Raw genomic sequence first — 20,735 nt, forward strand, 5'->3', positions numbered from 1 at the left:
CATAATGCGCTACGAAGTGAAAGCTGTACTGGCAAAGCAGGGTACTGTGCGTCTTGAAATAGACGCGAATAGTGAGGAAGAAGTGCGCCGCCAGATTGCCAAGCAAGGCGGAATCGTGTTGAGCGTACACCGTGGTTTTTCTGGCTGGTCGCTAAAATCAAGTCCAAGTTTTCCTTTGGTACACTTTAGCCAGGAACTGCTTTCATTACTAACAGCGGGACTCAGTCTGGTGGAGAGTATCGAAACCTTAGTGGATAAAGAGCAGGATGCGACGATACGTAAAATTGTTCAGGATTTGCTGACACGGCTTTATGAGGGGGTCACTTTTTCACGTGCACTGGAAGATTATCCAAAAATCTTTCCGGCGTTATATATGGCAACTATTCGAGCCAGTGAACGCACGGGTGATCTGGTTGAAGCGCTGACCCGCTTTATTACTTATCAGACGCAGATGGATGAAGTCCGTAAAAAACTCGTCGGCGCCTCGATTTATCCGGTTCTTCTATTAGCCGTTGGCTTGCTGGTGTCGCTATTCCTGCTGGTCTTCGTGGTCCCTAAATTTAGTGCGATCTATGATGATGTCGGTGCAGATTTACCCTGGCTTTCCATGTTGCTGATCAAATGGGGGCACTTTGTTCATGAGCGTGGCTGGGAATTGGCGATTATAACCATGGGTGTACTGGGTGCCGTTATCTATAGTGTCACCCGGCCGGCTTTTCGGGCATCTTTAACGCAACAACTATGGCGTATTCCTGCTGTCGGAGAACGTATGCGTGTCTATCAATTGGCCCGTTTTTATAAAACGCTTGGTATGCTGCTACGGGGCGGGATACCGATCACACAGGCATTAGAAATGGTTAGTGGCCTGCTGCAGCCTCATTTCAGGCCCAGTGTGGAAGCCGCTGCGCAACATATTCGTGAAGGCAAGGCCATTTCCGATGCCATGGAATTAGAAAGGCTGACGACCGCAGTTGGTAATCGTATGCTGCGTGTTGGTGAAAGAACCGGTCTCATGGGAGACATGATGGAGCGTATTGGTAGTTTCCATGATGAAGAGATTGCGCGCTGGGTTGAATGGACGACTAAATTGATTGAACCCCTACTGATGGCTGTCATTGGTATTGTCATTGGGGGCATTATTATTTTGATGTATATGCCTATATTTGAATTGGCGGGCAGCATCAATTGAGAGACGTATCTTTACCATCAACGGAAAAACAACCGCTTGATATCAACCGACTGGGCGCTGTATGTCAGGAAGCGTTGCAACAGGGCGTTTCAGTTGTGCAAATGCTGGCAGATAGGTATGACTATACGCCGGATAAGCTTATTCAGGAGCTGGGCCGATTATTACATATACCGGTTTTGAATATGGAAACCTTGCGGGGGCTCAGCCCCGCTTTTGATATGCTCCCTTTTTCTGAAGCAGTCATGCAGGAATGTGCCTTGTTTCGTAATGAGGACACGTATGTGTTGGCCATCAGTAATCCATTTTCACCTCGATTGCGATCATGGGTAGAAGAACGATTTGATATTGGCATGACCTGGTATTTGGTACATCCTGCCGACCTAACTGCTTTTTTCGCACAGCAGGAAAAAACAATGCGGGCAATGGATAATGTGTTGCCTGAGGCAGAGCTGAGCGTTATAAAAACAGGTGTAGAGGATCTTTCTTTAAAGACAATCAATGAGGGCACCAGCCAGGTAGTGCGTCTGGTGCATTCTACTTTGTATGATGCGCATAAATCGCAGGCCAGCGATATTCATCTTGAAATGGTGACGGGCGCGTTATCAATTAAGTACCGCATTGATGGCGTGCTAACGGCAGTAGGGGTGATGCGGGGTGAAGACCTGGCTGAGCAGGTTATTTCCCGTATCAAGGTCATGTCCGAACTGGACATAGCTGAACGTCGCGTTCCGCAGGATGGTCGTTTTAAGGTTTCAATCCAAGGGCGGGAGATTGATTTTCGCGTATCGATTATGCCCAGTATTTTTGGAGAAGATGCTGTGTTGCGTATTCTTGATCGTCAAGCACTTTCCGATCATGTGGAGGGCTTGACATTAAATCAGCTGGGCTTTAGTCCGGTTGCCATTGCGAGTTTACGTCGCCTGAGTTCGGAACCCTATGGCATGTTACTGGTTACGGGGCCCACGGGTAGTGGTAAAACGACCTCGCTTTATGCGGCCATATCAGAGGTTAATCGTGGCCATGACAAGATTATCACAATCGAGGACCCTATCGAGTATCAGCTTCCCGGAGTATTGCAGATACCTGTTAATGAAAAGAAAGGACTCACTTTTGCACGTGGATTGCGTTCTATTTTACGCCATGATCCAGATAAGATCATGGTAGGTGAGATTCGTGACTCAGAAACGGCACAGATTGCGATACAGGCGGCGTTGACAGGCCATCTTGTATTTACTACGGTGCATGCCAATAACGTGTTTGATGTGATCGGCCGTTTTTCACATATGGGCGTTGATCCCTATAGTTTTGTTTCTGCTTTAAATGGTATCGCCGCGCAGCGACTGGTTCGCTTGTTGTGTTCACACTGTGCGGTAGATGAACGTCCGGATAGTGAGCAAATCAGTGAATCTGGCATTGATCCTGATCAAGCCGAAGATTTCAAATTTCGTGCTGGCAGAGGCTGCGGACAGTGTCGCGGGAGTGGTTATCGAGGCCGCAATGCGATTGCTGAAATATTGATTCTGAATGATGAAATCCGGGAATTAATTGTCGCACAAGAGCCGATACGTCGAATAAAGGAGGCGGCCAGAAATAATGGTACTCGCTTCTTGCGCGAGGCTGCATTAGATATGGTCAAGGAAGGATTAACGAGCTTGGAGGAGGCCAATCGTGTCACGATTGTGGCGTGATCAGATTCAAGTTTTTTTTGCACCTGAGCGAGTAGATCTGGTGCGTTCATCTCACGGCTTCAAGCCTGTTCAGGCACCTAAAATGGTAACGCGATGTGAACGTCATTTGAATGCCCCTATCTGGGAAGCACCGCTGCTCCAGTTAGATCAAATGGTGAGAGGTGCAGCGGGAACGGAAATGGTGATTACGCTTTCTAATCATTTCATTCGTTATGTTACCTTGCCGCCGCAGCCAGAAATTGCAACGCCTGATGAAGTCTATACCTACGCTACTTTTCGTATGCGTGAGATATATGCAGACCGAATGAATGAATGGATGCTTAGCGTGAGCGCCTGGAGTCCGGATGGTGGTGCTGTTTGTGCCGCTATAGCAGGCGACTTGATGGCGCGATTGGAAGAAATGACACAACGTTACAAAATAAAGCTTAACAATGTGGAATCCTATTTAGCTTCAGCTTTCGATAGATGGCATCCGTTATTTGATCATAAACAAATTTGTTTTGTCTTGATTGAAACGGGGCGCATTTGTATTGTTTTTCTGGTAAACGGTGTTTGGCAAGGAATACGGAATCAGAAAATATTACATGATGTAGAGAGTGAGCTGCTTGCAGCGCTCGATCAGGAAGCCGTTCTTTCTGGATATAAGAAAACAGTCGAATCTGTTTATTTATTCGCACCAGAGCATTCAGGCCTGGTATTGCCAGATGATTGCGGCTGGCGAGTCGTGCCAATTCAGACTGAAACGATAACGGTTCCGGCACATTATCCTGCTATTGCTGTTACGGACGAGGAGAAGGCCGGTGCGTAGCTTAAAGCTTACCTTTCCTTATGCTGGTCAGCAGGTACGTAGTGTTGATTGGAGTTTATTGTTAATGGGCGCCATCATTTTGCTCAGCGTGCTGTATCAATTCAGGCTGACAACAGAATCAGTTAATTACTGGAGTGTTCGTGTTGAACGAATAGAAACGCAACGCCAGAAAAAAATAGCACCACGGGTACGGTCAACATCGCATGTGCGAGAAGTGGGTCAGGAAATTCAACAGGAAATAATCCAGGCCAATGCCATAATGAATCAGATTAACTTGCCTTGGGAGAGCCTGTTTGATTCTATCGAGCAGGCGTCGAGTAAGGAGATAGCGTTGCTGTCATTGCAGCCAAATGTAGCTAACCGCACGCTACGTATCGGTGGTGAAGCAAAGACTATGTCAGCGTTGCTTGACTTTGTTGAAGCAATAGAGCGTGAAATCATTTTTGAGAAGGCTCATTTGCTTAATTATAAAATAAAGCAAAATAGTCCGCAGCAACCCGTTGGTTTTCTACTGATCGCATCATGGATCGAAATATCTTGAGTCATGAATTATTGCAGGCGCGTCTAAAAAATCGCTTGCTACAGCTGCGCTGGCAGATAGCACGACTGGGTATGATTGGGAAAACAGGTCTGGGCTTGTTGGTAGTTTCATGCCTGTTTTTTCTTGTTGCGGTTTTGCCACAGGATGCAACCTTGCAGGCACTGAAAGAACAAGCGGAGACGATGCAGGCTGAACTGCAATCGGAGGCAGGAGGTGAATCGATTGCGGGCAGCAAGATGAGTCGCGACCAGACACTACAAGTTTTCTACGATTTTTTCCCACGTATTGACTCATCACCTTTCTGGATAAGAGAGCTGGTACGTGTAGCGAAGCAGCGGGGCGTCGAGGTTAGCAGCAGTGAATATCGTCTGATACATGAAAAAGGATCGAGATTAACGCGTTATGAAATGATGTTGCCGGTTCGAGGTAACTATTCCCAGATACGGGCGTTTATTGCAGATGCGCTACAGGCAGTGCCGAGTATGGCGATTACAGGCATAGTTATGAAGCGTGAGAATATACAGTCGGCACGGCTTGAAGCACGTCTTGAAATTAATCTTTACCTGGATGAATGAATCGGATGGATCAAGCTGAGAAAAAACGCAAGCTATTGCTGGGTGGGGCGTTACTTGCAACATTGCTGGCTGTTGTGCTGGTGGAGGATGAGGAAAACGGGATTGATCCGACACAATCGGTTCAGCCAACCCGGTTTCCAGTAAAAAAAGCACGTAACCTGCAAGAGACGGTTGAATACCTGGATGTTGATCAACTGGGACAAAGAAAATTCAGTGCTCAGGCGGGGAATATTTTTGATTCTGTTACGTGGGCACCGGCGGTGCAGTCCCGTGCCACTTCTCAGCAACGAACCAATCCGTTTGCACAGGCAAAAGCAGAACGTCCGCGTGCACCGCCACCGGCACCAACACCCCCACCGTTACAATTTAAATATATTGGTAAAGTGATAGAAGGGAGTGAAATAAAGGTCTTCCTTTTTGAATCGGATCAGTACCATGTGGTCAAGTCAGGCGACCGTATCGATGATCGATATCGTATTGATACGGTGGATGATGAGGCCATTACGGTTACCTATTTGCCGCTTAATGTCCAACAGAAACTCACTATTAATAATAAGGTAGCAGGAAACATTCGATGAGAAATGAAAGCTATATTATCGCTGTTCTGATACTGACTCTAATGACAGGATGTGAAACACCCCTGTTACGAAAGGTCAATAATCAGGCATTCATCGATGGACAACAGCTGATTGCGGCGGGGGATACGAGTGCAGGTTTAAAAAGCCTGGAGCAAGCAATGCGTGAAGAACCGGATAATATAGAGATCCGCACGGTATTCATGCGTCAGCGTGAAGCGGTTACCGGACAACTTCTGTTTGCTGCGGATAATGCGCGATTATCGGGTGATCTGGATGCAGCCGAGCAGCAATATCATCACGTATTGGAGTTGGCTTCGCATAATGAGCGTGCAAAGGCGGGCTTAGAAGCTCTGAATTTAGAACGTCATCATGTTGCTTCCATGCGCCATGCGGAAGCATTGCTTGAAAAAGATGATCTGGAGGGTGCGGAGGCGATTGTCCGATCTGTACTACAAGAAAATTCAATGCAATCCGATGCCCGGCGATTGATCAAGCAGATCAATGAAAGAATATCACGCATGGAGACAACCAGTTTAACGTTAAAAACCGCCTTTAAAAAACCCTTAACCATGGAATTTCGAGAAACAGATCTGAAATCTGTATTCGAGATCATTGCACGTACAGCGGGGATCAATTTTGTTTTTGATAAGGATATTCGGCAAGACAGTAAGGTATCCATCTTTGTGCGTGATAACAGTATAGAAGATGTGCTCAAATTATTGTTAATGACCAATCAATTGGCATATAAAACACTGAATAATAATTCATTATTGGTCTATCCGAATACACCCGCCAAACAGAAGGAATATCAGGAATTGGTCGTGAGCAGCTTTCATATTGCGAACACGGATGTTAAACAGATGGTGGCTATGGTCAGGGGATTGGTGAAGGCTAAGGATATTTACGTGAATGAAAAGCTCAACCTTTTTATCATGAGAGATACACTGGAAGCCATCCGTCTGGTGGAGCGATTGGTTGCGCTGAACGATTTACCCGAACCTGAAGTGATGCTGGATGTCGAAGTGCTTGAAATCAGTCGTACCCGATTACTTAAGCTTGGGCCTAATTTTCCTGATAAGGTCACTTTTAGTGCTGTACCCGGTGCTGGTGCAGTAGCGGTGCCTTTTAATCAGATTGGATTCGATGGTCTTAAAAGTTTTGCTACTAGCAATCAGGTGATAATTGATCTCAAAAAAGAGCTGAGAGCAGGAGATATACTGGCTAATCCCCGTATCCGAGTCAAAAATCGGGAAAAAGCAAAGATCCTGATTGGCGACAAGGTTCCTATTATCACATCTAATGTGACAGGTACGGCGGCAACTGTATCGCAATCAGTCAGTTTTATTGATGTAGGACTAAAATTAGATGTTGAGCCCATTATTTCTTTAAATGATGAAGTGTCTATAAAGGTTGCATTAGAAGTCAGCACGGTTACCGAGACAATTGAATTAACTGGCGGGTCACAAGTGCCGAAGGTTGGTACGCGGACGGCAGAAACGCTGTTGTCATTAAAAGACGGTGAAACACAGGTATTGGCGGGATTAATCAGGGATGAAGATAAGAGAAGCCTTGCAGGCATACCGGGGCTCATTGATCTGCCTGTGCTGGGTAAAATATTATCAGGTCAGGGCCTGGAGCGGAATAAGACTGAAATTGTTTTGCTCATTACGCCTCGTATCGTGCGTAATATTGCTCAGCCAACGAAGATAGAGAGTGAATTTCATTTTGGTACCGCCAATGAGGCTGGGAAATTACCCATAGCCATAGGTAAGACAGCTGCAGAGTCGCTGACTATGTCGTCTATCGGGGGAGGCAGAAATGCGGCTTCTGTTTTTGGAAGGGCAGCGGAAACTTTTGCACCCTCTGATCGGTCACAAAATCCATTTGCGAGCAATACACCTTCTTCCCCCGTGATTTCATTACAGACGCCCGCAACGGTTGGTCTGAATAAGGAGTTTCCAGTGAGAATAAGTCTGGTCGGTGCGAAAGGGTCTGTTACGTCTGAACTGGAAATGATTTACGATACTAATATGCTTGAATTGCTTGACGAAGGAGAAAAGTCGGGTGCGCGTTCGATAAGATTGGGTAAGAATGAGGCGTCTGGAATGGCAGCCCAGTTTCGATTTAAGGTAATCGCAACAAATCCGGGAGTCGCTGAAATTACGGTTCAGAGTGCTTTAGCAGAGGATCAGGAAAGTGGGGAGTCCATCGAAGTGACTCTGCCCCCCGCAGCTAGCGTCAAAATCCAGTAAGAATAGTAGAAATGACTGTATTCAGGATGCCTAAAAATCAATATGGGTTTACATTAATCGAGTTGATGATTGTTCTGGCAATTATGGCCATTCTGGCTACATCAGCGATGCCTTTGCGTGAACTGGTTGTCAAGCGTGAGAAGGAGCAAGAGTTACGGACGGCGTTACGACAGATTCGAACCGCGATTGATGGGTATAAGCAGGCGGTGGACGACGGCCGTATTGAGAAGAAAGCAGATGAATCGGGTTATCCCCCCACATTGGGGGATTTATTCCTGGGTGTGCCAGATATTAAAAGCACAGAAAAACGCAATATCTATTTTTTGCGGCGATTGCCACGCGATCCTATGTTTCATGAGCTGACTGTTGCCGGAATGGAAGCGGCTGCAGCTGAAGATACATGGGGTAAGCGCAGCTATAAAAGCGCACCGGATAGTCCTCAAGAAGGAGATGATGTATTTGATGTGTATTCTCTTTCAGAATCTATCGGTTTAAATGGTATCGCCTATAATGAATGGTGAATGGTGAGTAATCTGGGTTTATAAGGTGCCGAATGAAGCCGTTTGCTCGCCTGCTTTGAATAGATATCAGTGCTTTTGCTGGTTTTGAGGATAGGCTATCTCATATATTAAGGATACATGTATAAATTCCGAAGCCATATTGGTTTTACGCTGATTGAATTATTGGTGGTTATGGCAATTATTGCGACTTTGCTCAGTATTGTGACGCCGCGTTATTTTAGTTCAATTGAAAAAGCTAAAGAAACCGTTTTGCGCCAGGATCTGGGCATTATGCGTGATGCTATCGATCAATTTTATTCTGATACGGGCGGTTATCCACTCAGCCTGGAAGAATTGGTCGAAAGAAGGTATTTACGCCGCGTTCCGATTGATCCATTAACGGAAAGTGATATGACCTGGATTGAAGTCCCCCCTTTGAATGAGGAGGAGGAAGGTGTCTATGATGTGCATAGCGGTTACACGGGACAGGCATTAGATGGTACGTATTATGAGGAATGGTAGCCAGCTGGTTAGAAAGATCGATGCACTTTTCGGGTGCGCAACCATTATGAATCGGTCATATGATTAGCTCAGAGAAGGGTTTTATTTATATTTGGGCATTATTTGCAGTTGCCCTGGCAGGGATCGTGATGGCGGGTACCGGGCAAGTATGGCAGACTAAGTCACAACGGGATAAAGAAAAAGAGCTTTTATTTATCGGTGAACAATTCCAAAAGGCAATTACATCGTATTATGATAGTTCTCCGGGTGGGGCCAAAAAATACCCTGAATCGCTGGAGAAACTGCTTGAGGACGATCGTTTTCCGACAACCCGGCGCCATTTACGTAAAATTTTTCTTGACCCTATGACCAATAGTTATGAATGGGGTCTGATAGCAGAACCAGTCCCTGAACGAGCGGGTTCTGAAATGAGCCTCAGCAGAGCAAATGTAGGAATTATCGGTGTTTATAGCCTTTCGGATCAATCACCAATTAAAATTGGCGGTTTCCCAGAAGATCTTGCTTCTTTTTCTGAAGCAGTAACGTATCAGGATTGGCAGTTTGTTTATACACAAGGGGGTGCTGAGCAGAAATCGTCCTCTGGCAAGGGCTCAGGAGCCTCTTCGCCTTCTTCTGGCTCCCCTTTCTCATCCGGATCGAATTCGGGTGGAGCGCCTTCAGGATCTCCCTTTTCATCTGGATCGGATTCGGGCGGAGCGTCTTCGGGGTCTCCTTTTTCATCTGGATCGGATTCGGGTGGAGCGTCTTCAGGGCCTTCTTTCTAATCCTGCGCTATTGTGCCAGACAAACGCGTATTTATCTGGCACAGTAGAGTAAGAAAAAGTGTCACGTATAGCTACTGGATCAGCAGAGTCTGTTACGATGTAATAAACAAATCAAACACTCATTGCCTTTCCTCATGAGCAAATCTGCCGGAAATATCCCATTCATCGCCATTCCAAAGTCCATCTTCATCTCTATCCAGCGCTATTCTGAGTCCGGAACCCGATGGAACACATGTATAAGTTACTTCACCTCGGGGTTTTTTGGCATTTTTTCGTAATCTTTTATCAGAAACAGGTCGTTCGTGTTTATTATCGCGATCAAAGGTTCCATCGCCGCGATAAAGAAAACCAAGTTCGCGCCGCCTATTACTTATTTTGGCAACCAGATCACACTCTCCCGCTTCTGATCTTTCAATCAGTAAATCAAGACGAGGATATGCCCATTCATCGTTATGCTGGGTTAAAGTGACCTGTTGGCCAATAATCGGCGGAAGGTTGCTGTCGAAAGCCAGAAGAAATTGCTCAACCTGTCGGCGCTTGATAATACCTGTTACATCGAGCGGAAACCCACCCAGATTGGGCAGCGGATGATCAGCTGGACGCTGAGCAAAGACTATTGAACCATGGAAACGAAACAAAGTATCAGTACTGCCATCATGCAAAAATCCGAAGCCGCGGACTTGATCACCCATGAAGTCATTGTTATTCAAAGGTTCTGGTAGAAAAAACGGGCTTCTAATAACCCCTGGGGATACAGAGGCTTGTCCAAACATTCCCACTTTTTGGTATAAATTTCTCAAATGCGGCGTTTTGAAAACCTGAGTTTCAAATTCAAATGAATACCTTCCATCTGTCCCAAAGAAGCCCGGTTTAGTGACACCGAATTCTTTATTGCCGTCATGATCCAAAACATGGCAGCCATTACAATTAAAAAATGTATCCGATTTCTCCCCAAAAAAGAATTCCCGCCCCGCTGACTGATCCGGAGTGAGTGAATTGTCAAGATTGCGAACAGGGTTTGGCGGATAAGTGATTTGCAGCGCAAAATTGGTAAATGCCTGTATTTCATCATTAGTTAATTCTTCATGCCTGCCATTGAGTTCTTTAAAAGCCACATTAAATTTTTTAAAGGCAAGGTCTTCATTAAAAGTGCCGCTGTCGGGCTGGTTGCTTGACTCATCATTCCCGCCAGTTCGATCTCCACGCCAATGCATGGGGCCATGATTGGCCAGGCCACGCAAGCTTTGCGTAGCCATCGGTCCTTTTACCGGCCGAAAATGAACGCTTGTTGGGAATCCCGCTTCTGCAGGAAGCAAAGAAAATGGACCGGGATTTTCAATTTCTGAAGAATCCGGATCACCCAAATCCCAGGCAAGACTATCGAAATCTCCAAAGACATGACAGCTCGCACAAGCTGAGTCTCCATGACTGGAGGTAAAAGAAGCATCATATAGAAATGGCCGTCCGGCCACTATACTTTCTGGTTCTGGGTTAAACATGGAAACACTTGCTATTTCTTTCTTTTCCGAAGTATCTATCACAGAGATCGAATTATTAAAACGCGTTAATACATACAGCCGATCATTCGTTAAATTTAATACGATTCCACTCGGCCCCCCGCCAGAAACTGGAATCTGATTGTCGATAGTCGGTTCAAAACTATCAGCCTCAAGGGATTCCGTATCAAATATTCCTATTTTGCTGGAACCAAAAGCCACAACATACAAAGTCTTGCCATCCTGGGTAATGGCCATATCCATTGGGAATGCCAAGCTTCGTGAATTCTCATCATTTGGCGTCGCTTCACAGCACAAATCATAATCAATATGCTTGTTTAAATGACGTGCTTTAACTGAACCATTGTGATCGAGAACGGTAATTTGGCTTTCATGCAAATGCCCGCGAACCGTTGAGCCACCAAAATTCCCCGGCCCTTCAAATCGCGTCAGATTCTTGGCCTCGGTGTTTGCCACATAAACGTTGCCATTTCTTGGATTGACAAGCATATTAAATAATACGGTACCTACACCACTATAGGACCCCATATCGCCCGAAAATTGCACTGGTGGATTAGCGTTGGCATCAATGACAAAGACATCCCTATCGGGAAGCGAGAACCTGACATTTTCACTCCAGTCTCGCCCAATATCGTCAAGCCATTTCTCATTATCAAATTGAACGATTAATCCTGTATGGGGTTGTGCGATGGCTTCAAAATTAGTATCAGGAGGCGGCAACCCTTTATCGCTCGTCACAACCTCTTCAAAAAGCGTCGTCGTTTTATTTCCAGAATGAAAAACGGCGGCATAAACATATTTTCCATCTGGGGATGCTGCCAATGCCCGCGGTGTGTCGCCAAATAAGTTGATAATTGATAAGGGTGTACCGCCTAATGTATCACCGGTTGAGTTTGCATCAAATACCCAGACATCAGCCCTTCCTGTGCCCGGGGTTGTTAACTGGGGATCAAAAGGCGCATTCTGTCCTCGATGTGCGGTCGTAATAAATGCCCGATTGTTTTGTTCTCCGGCAAATACGATATCCCGCGGCTCATCGCCAACATGCAGGGTGCGCACAACACGCCCGACCGCACGCCTAATAGGTAAATTATCAGGCAATAAACGTTCACGGAAATTTTTTTCTAATTGTACAATGCTGACGCTATCTGAAAGATGGTTGACTACCCACACCTCATCATTGTTACGCGCCGCCACAGCAATTGGTTCAAGCCCAACGGATACCGAACCCAAATGATCCAGCTGGTTATTAGAAATATGGTAAATCTCAAGACGGTTATCCGGTGTGTTAAGAGCAAAAAGAGTTTCTCCGTCTGGAGATATTGCCAAAGGACGGACTTGCCCAGTTTCGAATAAGACAAAAGATGAAGGATCTTTATTTTCTGAAGCGCTTGCTTCAATCCATCCCGCAGTAACAAATATCAGTATTGATATTGCAATGGTTTTGAAATGAGAGTAGTTCATTTGTTAACTCCTTATACACACACAGCGGGTGAAAAAACACATTCGTGGATAGGAAAAATAAACGCCCTTTTTGCTAAATTTAATATACGTTAAGCCGCGCATGCAGTCAAACTCACGTCTGAATGAACAAAAAATACCCATTTATACACCACGCCGTTTGAATCCGGCCTGTTTGATTGGAAAAGTGGAAACGGTGCATTGAATGAGCTGCAATACTGATGAGAGCAGGTGCGGATGGGCAGCAAAGAGATAGCGAAGCGGAATCGTTAATGAAAATAACTATTGTCGAACGGGCACATTGGGGAATGGCGTGATAGACCAGGTGAGCAGCGATTTGCGCCAGAAATGAAGGTCAGAGTCTTTTAATGATAAATTTACTCATTGTTAATAATTATTTATAAAATGGCATGCAAATTAATTTTTTTCTTATTTTAAGTTTAGTTCTCATAAGTTGTAACGCATTCTCTCAAAGAGAGGCGGAAAGTCTAGATAATACGGTTGTGTTTCTTTATAAAAAAAACACGTACTCTGTATCTAAAAATAAACAGGCCGATGGCCTTTCTGAACTCTGGTCTCAGATTACTGCAAAAGATCCAAACAGTGGAGATGAGTTAATCTACAAGGGCTATTATTTGCAGCCACTTGTTAAATTGCTTAAAAAGCAGTTGCATTACAAAAAAATTGAAGCCATTCAAATTAAGTCACTTGATGGTTATGTTGTTAGGCTTACTTTAAAAGATATAGCGCTGAAAACCCCTTTTTTAGCATTAGATATCTTAGGGGTAAGTGATAAGGGTTTATATAATCGATCATTAAAAACATTTTTTGATTGGCGCCCGGGTTATCTCATTTTTTTAGACAAAGATAAAAATGCAAAGACAAAATCTTCAAGCCCCTATCAAATTACTGAAATTGAAATTAAGACAGATCTCGAAACAAACCCCATACTTGCGGCGACCAAAGAGCCTTATTTAGAAGGGGCTCGTGTTTTTATAAGGGCATGTACCAAATGCCATTCTTACCTGGGATTTGGGGGAACCAAGGCACCCCTTATTAAATTTCTCACACCTCGCTGGGAAGATAATCTGAAACTTATGGAATTCATTAAAAATCCTCAGGAAACCATAGGTAGAAACATTGCAATGTCAGGCTTTCAGGGGAGTAAAGATGAGCTTAACCACCTTGTTCATTTTTTAAGATCGATTGAAGTAGAACAATAATTTTTAGAATTATATTCCTTATTCCGTGACTACATTAATTAAACGTTATGTTCTGGTGTTCCTATAGCCATTATTACTCGTTTAGCTGACCATCAAAGATGATCAGCGCTCTCCACTTGCTTTGCCTGTACGGCCGTGATTGCGATGGTAAAGACAATATCATCCACCAGTGCGCCCCGTGATAGATCGTTCACCGGTTTTCTCAAACCCTGTAGCATGGGCCCGATACTGACTACGTTGGCGCTTCGCTGGACTGCCTTGTAAGTTGTGTTGCCGGTATTGAGGTCGGGGAAGATAAATACCGTTGCTTTACCCGCTACTTTGCTATCTGGCGCTTTGCTTTTGGCTACGCTTGGAATTGCCGCTGCATCGTATTGAAGAGGACCGTCGATCAGTAAATCAGGCCTGCGTTCGCGGGCGATCTGGGTCGCTTTGCGAACTTTTTCAACGTCTGCACCGGTACCGGACTCGCCGGTGCTGTAACTGATCATGGCAATGATCGGCTCAATCCCGAAGGTCTCTGCCGATTCCGCACTTTGTATGGCGATATCCGCCAATTCTTCCGCATTGGGGTCTGGGTTTATCGCACAGTCTCCGTAAACTAATACTTGCTCAGGTAGGAGCATAAAGAATACAGACGATACGATTTTGGCTTTATCGTGCGTTTTTATGAGCTGAAGAGCAGGGCGAACGGTGTTGGCAGTTGTGTGGATCGCACCCGAAACCAAACCGTCGGCTTCGTCCAAGGCTACCATCATGGTGCCGAGTACCACATTATCTTCCAGCATCGCTTCTGCCATGTCTGGAGCCAAGCCTTTGTGCTTGCGCAGGTTCACCATGGGCTGGATATAACGCGCACGCACATCAGCCGGATTGACAACCTCAAGCGCTGTTGGCAACGCCATACCCTGGGATTCGGCGACTGCGTTGATTTCAGCGCGATCACCGATCAGGACACAGGACGCGAGTCCTCGTTGCTGGCAGATAATGGCCGCTTGCACGGTTCTGGGCTCGCAGCCCTCTGGGAGTACAATGCGTTTCTTGGCCGCTCGGGCGCGCTCTGACAGTTGATAGCGGAACGCGGGTGGAGATAAACGGCGCTTGCGTTCGAGCTTAAACTGTTTTTGCAGCCATTGGGTATCCAGCTGGGTAGCGACGATTTCCATCGCGTTCTCTATGCGGTCGATGTCATCCACCGGAATGGTTGATGACAGGTTAGCCAGTCGGTAGGCGGCCTCATAGGTATTGGTATCAGAACTCAACACGGGTAAGCCGGTCTCCAGAGCGCGACTGCAAAGTTCAATAACCTTGTTGTCGGGCATTAAGCCACCGGTCAGCAATACACCCGCTAGTGGAACACCATTCAGGGCAGCAACGGCCGTGGCCACGATGATGTCATCACGATCGCCGGGGGTAACTAATAAAGTGCCAGGTTTGAGTGTGTGCACCATGTTTCGGATCGTACGTGCACAGACGGTCACTTTTTGCACGCGTCGTGTCGCTATCTGGCCTTCGTGCAATACCGTGGCATTCATCTCTTTGGCGATATCAGAAACCCGGGGCGCAAGCAGCGTCGATTGCCAGGGAATCACGCCCAGTAATTTAAAGCGATTTTTACTGAAAACCTGACATTCAGCGGCATAGTTCGGTGTGTTTGCCAATAGTTCTGAATTCACCCAGGGGCTAAAATCGGAATGATTGGGCTCACCCACTTTATTCAGGATTACACCGATCACATTGAGGTCCGTTGGGCCGGAAAAAAGCCGGGCGTAAAAATCTAGTTGCTCATCAATTGCAGAGACCGTGAGATCCTGTGGTGAACAGACCAGAATAACGTCGGCGTTCAAATTGCGTGCGACATTAATATTAAGACGTGCGATGTAGTTTTCGTTACCGTTTGGCACCAAACCTTCAATAATGACTACGTCAACGGTCTTGGCGACTTGTTGGTAATGGCCCACCACATCTTCCATCAGCAAGTCTGACTGGCCCTGGTTCAGCAGTTTTTGGGCCTGTTTTAAGGCAATGGGCTGTGGTGGATCGAGCTCAGTGCTTGCTTTGAGATACTCAACTGAGGTGTCGCCAGCGGTCGCATCATGTTGCGGGAGAAGCTGACTGAATGGCTTGTAAAATCCAACCCGTATACCGACTCGATCCAGAGCGCGAAAAAGTCCAAGGCAGACGGACGTCAGGCCGGAATCGATGGTTGTTGGTGCAATAAAAAGATTCTGTGCCATGGGGTCAGCTGGTTTCAGTGGTGATGGATTGAGGTGGCGCGATCGCATTGCGGACACTCTCTAAAGCGGCATTGGCAATAACCAATTCTTCGTTGGTAGGAATTACCAAAATGGGAAAGCGGCTGTTGGTATGTTCAATGTGGTGTTCTCGTAAGCGGCCGTGATTCAGATTGCTGTCACTGTCTATAACCAAACCGAGCAGTGAGAGGTGCTCAACTGTGCGGGCCCGAATACGAGCACTGTTTTCCCCAATGCCTCCGGTAAACACCAGTGCGTCCAGTGTGCTTAAAGAGCTGCTCATAGCGCCGATGTAGCGCGCCAGTTTAAAACAAAATACGTCAATGGCGACCTGTGAAAGGCGATGGCCATCATCCGCTGACGCAACCAGTGTGCGCATGTCATTCGTCTGCTGTGACAGACCTAACAATCCACTTTTATGGTTGAGGTCGTGATGCAGGTCCTCGGCGGAGATACCTTTGCCCGCAAGGAAATCGAACAGGCCGGGGTCGATATCGCCACTGCGAGTGCCCATAACAAGCCCCTCCAGCGGAGTCAGACCCATACTGGTATCTACACTTTTGCCATTGGCGATGGCGGTGATGCTGCAGCCATTGCCCAGATGGGCAGAAATCAGCGACGTGTTTTCGAGTTTTTTGTTTAGCAGACGGGCGGTTTCAGCCAGCATGAAACTGTGGCTGGTGCCGTGAAATCCATAGCGGCGCACGCCCCATTGTTGATAGTATTCGTATGGCAGTGCATACAAATATGCGTACTCCGGCAGGCTTTGGTGGAATGCGGTGTCAAATACGGCTATCTGCGGAACATTGGGGAACAGCTCGCCGGTGGCGTGTATACCTGTTAGATTTGCCGGGTTGTGTAGTGGCGCCAGGCTGGCGCAAGCTTCAATTGCTTCAATGACGGCCGGAGTGATCATTGCAGCGTCGGTAAATTTTTCGCCGCCATGCACTACACGATGACCGATAGCGACTGGAGGTAAACCCAGCACGTTGCGTTTGCGAAAGCGTTTTATCAGTGTCGCGAGTGCGCCTCTGTGAGTGCTGTCGCCGGAAATATCAATGGTGTCTTTATTTCCGGTAATGACCGCATAAGCCGATGGGGTACCTAATCGTTCTGCCAGGCCGTTGATAAGGCGATTATATTGATGGTCAAAAACCGCGAGTTTCAATGATGAACTGCCGCAGTTGACGACGAGGGTGGTGCCTTTCATTGGAGAGCGTCCTGTTGCCATCTTCTATTCTTGGGTGTGCCCGCTGATTTGCTTGCAGCCATGGTTGAAACGCTGTACTGGGGATTGGGCGGCTGTAAAAATAATCCTGTAACAGGTTGCAGCTTTCTGTCATTAAAAAATGACTTTGCTCCACGTTTTCTACCCCCTTCGCAACGATGCGAAGCCCGAAGTTCCGAGCCATGGATACGATTGCTCTTGCCAAAGGAGAGTTTTCCTGTTTTTACGTCACACCGTTGATAAACGGCTTGTCGATTTCCAGCGTATTAAAAGAATCGCTCTTGAGATAACTGGGCACTGAGAACCCGATGCCAAAATCGTCGATAGAAAGAGAAAGCCTGACGCCTTCTTTATCTGGCAGATGCAGGATTTTGGCGGCCTCGATACTCTTATCAAGTAGCAGACGCTGTGGCTGGATAGGAAAAATAACCCCCCTTTTTTGTTAAAGTAAAATATACGTTAAGCCGCACATGCAGTCAAACTGACTGCTGGATGAACAAAAAAGTGTCAGCTGCTGCTTAAAAGTATATTAAATTTAAAAATTTTATATGCGTATCAATTCCCCTCGAAGAAATTGATGTTCTGATGTTCTGTAATAAAAGCGCGGTTACAAATAATTTGAGCTTCAGAAATATTCGTTTTTGTGACTGGGAAAAGTATCGAACTTAATGCATTCAGTTGTCGCAATTCTGCAATAATTCTCTTTTACAACTTAAAAGGTCTGCAGTCGATGTTCAAGCATCTTAGCGTTCGATTAAAGATATACTCATTGACTTGGATGTTGCTTATACCGCTCCTGGTTGCGGACGTAGTAGCAGCAGAACCCAAAAATCCTGAACTTTATAAACAAGAGCTATTAGCTATTGAGAAACGTCTCGATGCGAAACTTAAGGAGCTCGATGATAAACTGGAACGACTCGAAAAATTGGAGTCAACATCGGTCACAGCAACGGCTGCAATACCTGCCGCGCCTCAGAATATAGAAGCAACAAAAACGGAGAAAGTTGCGGTTATTCAAACTCCAAAAAAACCTGAAGTAACGGCATCTGGTTCGGAATCACAAAATAATTCGGGATCACAAGATAGCTTTGCAAATATAAGCTATGGCAAAAATGGATTTGAATTCAGAACTGATAATAATAGATTTTCTTTAGCTATTCAGAACCGGATACAAACCCGATATTCCAATCCCTTTGATAGCGATCCGCGTTCAATTGAGGATTTAGAGCAAGACGAAAGTTCATTTAGAATACGTCGTGCACGCACCAGGCTCAGAGGACATGCCTATTGGCCGTGGTTGAAATACTATTTGCAATACGACTGGTCTCAGCCTGTATTGCGTGATTTAAACCTGACGGTGGATAAATTTGAATGGGCCAAATTGTGGATAGGCCGCGGTAAGGTTTTGTATAACGATGAACGCGTCACTTCGTCCGCTAATCAGCAGTTCGTTAACCGCTCTATCGTTAACAACATCTTTACGGTAGACAGGCAACAAGGTGTACAGGTTTTCGGTAATTTATTCCCCGGAACCTGGCATGATGTCAGTTATTATGTGGGCGTTTTTACCGGTCTAGGTGTGGGTGAAGGCAACAACGATGATGGGAATATGATGTACTCTGGGCGATTACAGTGGAATGCACTGGGCGGAGAAATGCCATTTTCCCAGTCTGATATTGAGTTCCATGAAAAACCAGCCCTCAATTTTGCATTTGCAGCCGCCACGAATCGTAGTAAATGCACAGCATTCGAAACCGATAGCCGTAGCTGTCGTGATTTACCTGGATTCCGGGCCGGACAAGATGGACAGTATCGTATTAATCAAATGATGGAAGAAGTACGTTTCAAGTGGTTGGGTTTTTCACTGAAACAAGAAATGCACTGGAAAGAAATTATCGATACTTTTAAAGGGCCAGGTGATTCAATGAGAAAAACCAATCTGATGGGTGGCTTAGTCCAGGCAGGATATTTTCCTCATTATCTTTTTCCGATCATACCCAGGAATCTGGAATTTGCCGGGCGATATGCTTTCGTTGATCCTAACGTCAATTTCAATGGCGATTTGCAACAAGAGGCCAGTGGAGTAATGACCTATTTTTTTAACGGCCATTTAAACAAGGTGAATTTTCAGGTCAGTCAGCTGACCGTTCAGAATCAATCAGATCAGCGATTTTGGCTACAATGGGATTTGACATTTTAAGCTCATTTATGAGCCGGCCTCGAAATAGCCAAAGGTTGAGGTGATTATAAAATTTATTTTTAATAATCAATATGTTATATAGTAAAGAATGGATAAATCCTATATTGCGAGACAGCTCCTTTGTTGACCCCACTGATCGATGGGTTTTGTGAGGTGTAGTTAAAATTGCTCCGGTGTATGAGGAATTATCTAAATTCAGCACTCCACACCAATCAGCAATCAGGTGTGCTTTTTCCTGGTGGCGAAGATCTCCGCAGATCAATCAATAAAAAAGATCAGGTATGCTGATTTTGTGAAACTATGGATTTCATGAAAATCAGCATGCCTTAGCTTGACTTTGCTCGATTTCAGAATGCTTTCCTTGTGGAGACTCCCTTGGAATTCAATAATAAAATTCTGATTCGTATGGTGATGATTAAGGATTCCTGGCCAGATTTGCGTTAACGCAATCGTTGTGGGTTACTCAAAGGTGAACTGGTGAGACAAAGCCAGGAGGTTTAACCGCAAGCACTGAGCATTGCAACTGTTCGAGTACAAATTCAGCGGTATTCCCAATGAACAAGCCCATGACACCTGCCCGGGCGACCGTACCCATGACCACCAAATCAGTATGCAATTCCTTTGCTATTTCGGGTATGACGGTAGCGGCAGCTCCTCGACGCATATGAAATTCAGGAGAAAGGTAATCGCTGGTATCTTTGCCAATACGCTCTATTAGCCGTTGCCGTAGGCGGTTATAAGCTCTCTCATGACTTGAACGGATACCTTCTACATAGGTAGCGCTTGCTTCCTGTAAGTCGTCAGCCCAGGTACGCAACATCGCTTCGCCCGGGGCATTCCAGGCATGAATGACATGCAACGAGGCAAAGTCGGAAAATGCGAGAGAACCGGATAATTCAAGTATTTGTCGATTGAGGTCTTGTTCTATTGTATCTGGCATATCCGGATCGAAATCGACAGCGGCGAGTATCTGTTTGTACTTCGATTTTTCCTTCGCGCGTGTTAGCCATACCGGGCACGGGCAATTGCGTAGTAACTGCATGTCGTTGGTGCCAAACAGTCGTTCAATAAAACTCGGATTCTCGGCTGGTTTGATCAGCAAATCATGGCCGTTGCGTAACACAACTCGAATAACTTCGAGAAATGTTGTGCCCACCAGTATGTCCAATCGGATGTGGAGACGCTTCTTGTAAGGCTCAATCAGCGCCTCGAGTATTTTTTGGCGCTCGTTCACTATAGCGGTCTGTAATTTACTGGATATCAGGCTGCCGCGCGGCAGACCGATGCCTGCTGAGATGATTGGAATGACATCTATGACGGTCAAGTCCGCCTGGTTGTTTTCCGCCAGCGACACGGCTCGCATAATCGAGGCTTCCTGGGACACAGCGCCTTCGGATACGTAAAGAATATTTTTGAATAAATTCATCCTGATTG

At 45.9% G+C, this 20,735-nt stretch carries 17 protein-coding genes; 12 read left to right on the top strand and 5 right to left on the bottom strand.

Annotation, left to right across the window (positions count from 1 at the left end; genetic code table 11):
- The first annotated feature begins 4 nt into the window (after window positions 1-4).
- The 10 genes from BUQ89_RS02385 to BUQ89_RS02430 all read left to right on the top strand — a co-directional run bounded on the left by BUQ89_RS02385 (window position 5) and on the right by BUQ89_RS02430 (window position 9,417).
- Complete coding sequence (locus tag BUQ89_RS02385; protein WP_028460894.1) at window positions 5-1,189, top strand: type II secretion system F family protein; 1,185 nt, start codon at window positions 5-7, stop codon at window positions 1,187-1,189.
- Window positions 1,186-2,877 carry a GspE/PulE family protein gene (locus tag BUQ89_RS02390; protein WP_028460895.1) on the top strand — a complete coding sequence of 564 codons (1,692 nt, stop codon included), beginning with the start codon at window positions 1,186-1,188 and terminating at the stop codon, window positions 2,875-2,877. Before BUQ89_RS02385 ends, BUQ89_RS02390 begins: the two co-directional genes overlap by 4 nt.
- Window positions 2,858-3,685 carry a hypothetical protein gene (locus BUQ89_RS02395; RefSeq protein ID WP_028460896.1) on the top strand — a complete coding sequence of 276 codons (828 nt, stop codon included), beginning with the start codon at window positions 2,858-2,860 and terminating at the stop codon, window positions 3,683-3,685. The genes BUQ89_RS02390 and BUQ89_RS02395 overlap by 20 nt, the downstream gene beginning before the upstream one ends.
- On the top strand, window positions 3,678-4,226 hold the full coding sequence (locus tag BUQ89_RS02400; protein WP_028460897.1) for a fimbrial assembly protein: 549 nt from the start codon (window positions 3,678-3,680) through the stop codon (window positions 4,224-4,226). Before BUQ89_RS02395 ends, BUQ89_RS02400 begins: the two co-directional genes overlap by 8 nt.
- Window positions 4,208-4,801 carry a hypothetical protein gene (locus tag BUQ89_RS02405; protein WP_028460898.1) on the top strand — a complete coding sequence of 198 codons (594 nt, stop codon included), beginning with the start codon at window positions 4,208-4,210 and terminating at the stop codon, window positions 4,799-4,801. The genes BUQ89_RS02400 and BUQ89_RS02405 overlap by 19 nt, the downstream gene beginning before the upstream one ends.
- Before the next feature lie 5 nt (window positions 4,802-4,806).
- Window positions 4,807-5,379: a hypothetical protein gene (locus BUQ89_RS02410; RefSeq protein WP_028460899.1), complete on the top strand. Its 573-nt coding sequence runs from the start codon at window positions 4,807-4,809 to the stop codon at window positions 5,377-5,379.
- A complete protein-coding gene (locus tag BUQ89_RS02415) occupies window positions 5,376-7,631 on the top strand; it encodes a secretin and TonB N-terminal domain-containing protein (protein WP_028460900.1) in 2,256 nt (751 codons plus the stop codon). Before BUQ89_RS02410 ends, BUQ89_RS02415 begins: the two co-directional genes overlap by 4 nt.
- 26 nt (window positions 7,632-7,657) lie before the next feature.
- Window positions 7,658-8,152 carry a type II secretion system protein gene (locus BUQ89_RS02420; protein WP_177183574.1) on the top strand — a complete coding sequence of 165 codons (495 nt, stop codon included), beginning with the start codon at window positions 7,658-7,660 and terminating at the stop codon, window positions 8,150-8,152.
- A gap of 117 nt (window positions 8,153-8,269) precedes the next feature.
- Entirely contained in the window at window positions 8,270-8,653 is a 384-nt protein-coding gene (locus BUQ89_RS02425) for a type II secretion system protein (protein WP_028460902.1), read from the top strand.
- Window positions 8,654-8,712: 59 nt separating this feature from the next.
- On the top strand, window positions 8,713-9,417 hold the full coding sequence (locus BUQ89_RS02430; protein ID WP_051537514.1) for a type II secretion system protein: 705 nt from the start codon (window positions 8,713-8,715) through the stop codon (window positions 9,415-9,417).
- 119 nt (window positions 9,418-9,536) lie between these two features.
- Here the strand turns inward: BUQ89_RS02430 and BUQ89_RS02435 are convergent, their stop codons facing one another.
- Entirely contained in the window at window positions 9,537-12,398 is a 2,862-nt protein-coding gene (locus tag BUQ89_RS02435; RefSeq protein WP_051537515.1) for a hypothetical protein, read from the bottom strand.
- A gap of 407 nt (window positions 12,399-12,805) precedes the next feature.
- Here BUQ89_RS02435 and BUQ89_RS02440 point away from each other — a divergent pair, with 407 nt between their 5' ends.
- Window positions 12,806-13,618: a hypothetical protein gene (locus tag BUQ89_RS02440; protein ID WP_143071213.1), complete on the top strand. Its 813-nt coding sequence runs from the start codon at window positions 12,806-12,808 to the stop codon at window positions 13,616-13,618.
- A gap of 92 nt (window positions 13,619-13,710) precedes the next feature.
- On the opposite strand, the gene pta is transcribed toward BUQ89_RS02440, so the two are convergent.
- Genes pta through BUQ89_RS14520 form a run of 3 tightly spaced genes read right to left on the bottom strand, consistent with a single transcriptional unit; the run spans window position 13,711 to window position 17,306 of the window.
- Window positions 13,711-15,855: a phosphate acetyltransferase gene (pta, locus tag BUQ89_RS02445; RefSeq protein ID WP_028460904.1), complete on the bottom strand. Its 2,145-nt coding sequence runs from the start codon at window positions 15,853-15,855 to the stop codon at window positions 13,711-13,713.
- 4 nt (window positions 15,856-15,859) lie between these two features.
- Window positions 15,860-17,104 carry an acetate/propionate family kinase gene (locus BUQ89_RS02450; protein WP_245812875.1) on the bottom strand — a complete coding sequence of 415 codons (1,245 nt, stop codon included), beginning with the start codon at window positions 17,102-17,104 and terminating at the stop codon, window positions 15,860-15,862.
- Complete coding sequence (locus BUQ89_RS14520) at window positions 17,022-17,306, bottom strand: EAL domain-containing protein (RefSeq protein WP_143071212.1); 285 nt, start codon at window positions 17,304-17,306, stop codon at window positions 17,022-17,024. The genes BUQ89_RS02450 and BUQ89_RS14520 overlap by 83 nt, the downstream gene beginning before the upstream one ends.
- 573 nt (window positions 17,307-17,879) lie before the next feature.
- Here BUQ89_RS14520 and BUQ89_RS02460 point away from each other — a divergent pair.
- Window positions 17,880-19,301, top strand: a complete 1,422-nt coding sequence (locus tag BUQ89_RS02460; RefSeq protein ID WP_177183573.1) for a porin — start codon at window positions 17,880-17,882, stop codon at window positions 19,299-19,301.
- 463 nt (window positions 19,302-19,764) lie between these two features.
- Here the strand turns inward: BUQ89_RS02460 and BUQ89_RS02465 are convergent, their stop codons facing one another.
- On the bottom strand, window positions 19,765-20,727 hold the full coding sequence (locus BUQ89_RS02465) for a universal stress protein (RefSeq protein WP_028460907.1): 963 nt from the start codon (window positions 20,725-20,727) through the stop codon (window positions 19,765-19,767).
- Window positions 20,728-20,735: the final 8 nt, after the last annotated feature.

It is taken from the genome of Nitrosomonas cryotolerans ATCC 49181, from assembly GCF_900143275.1.
Lineage (GTDB): Bacteria > Pseudomonadota > Gammaproteobacteria > Burkholderiales > Nitrosomonadaceae > Nitrosomonas > Nitrosomonas cryotolerans.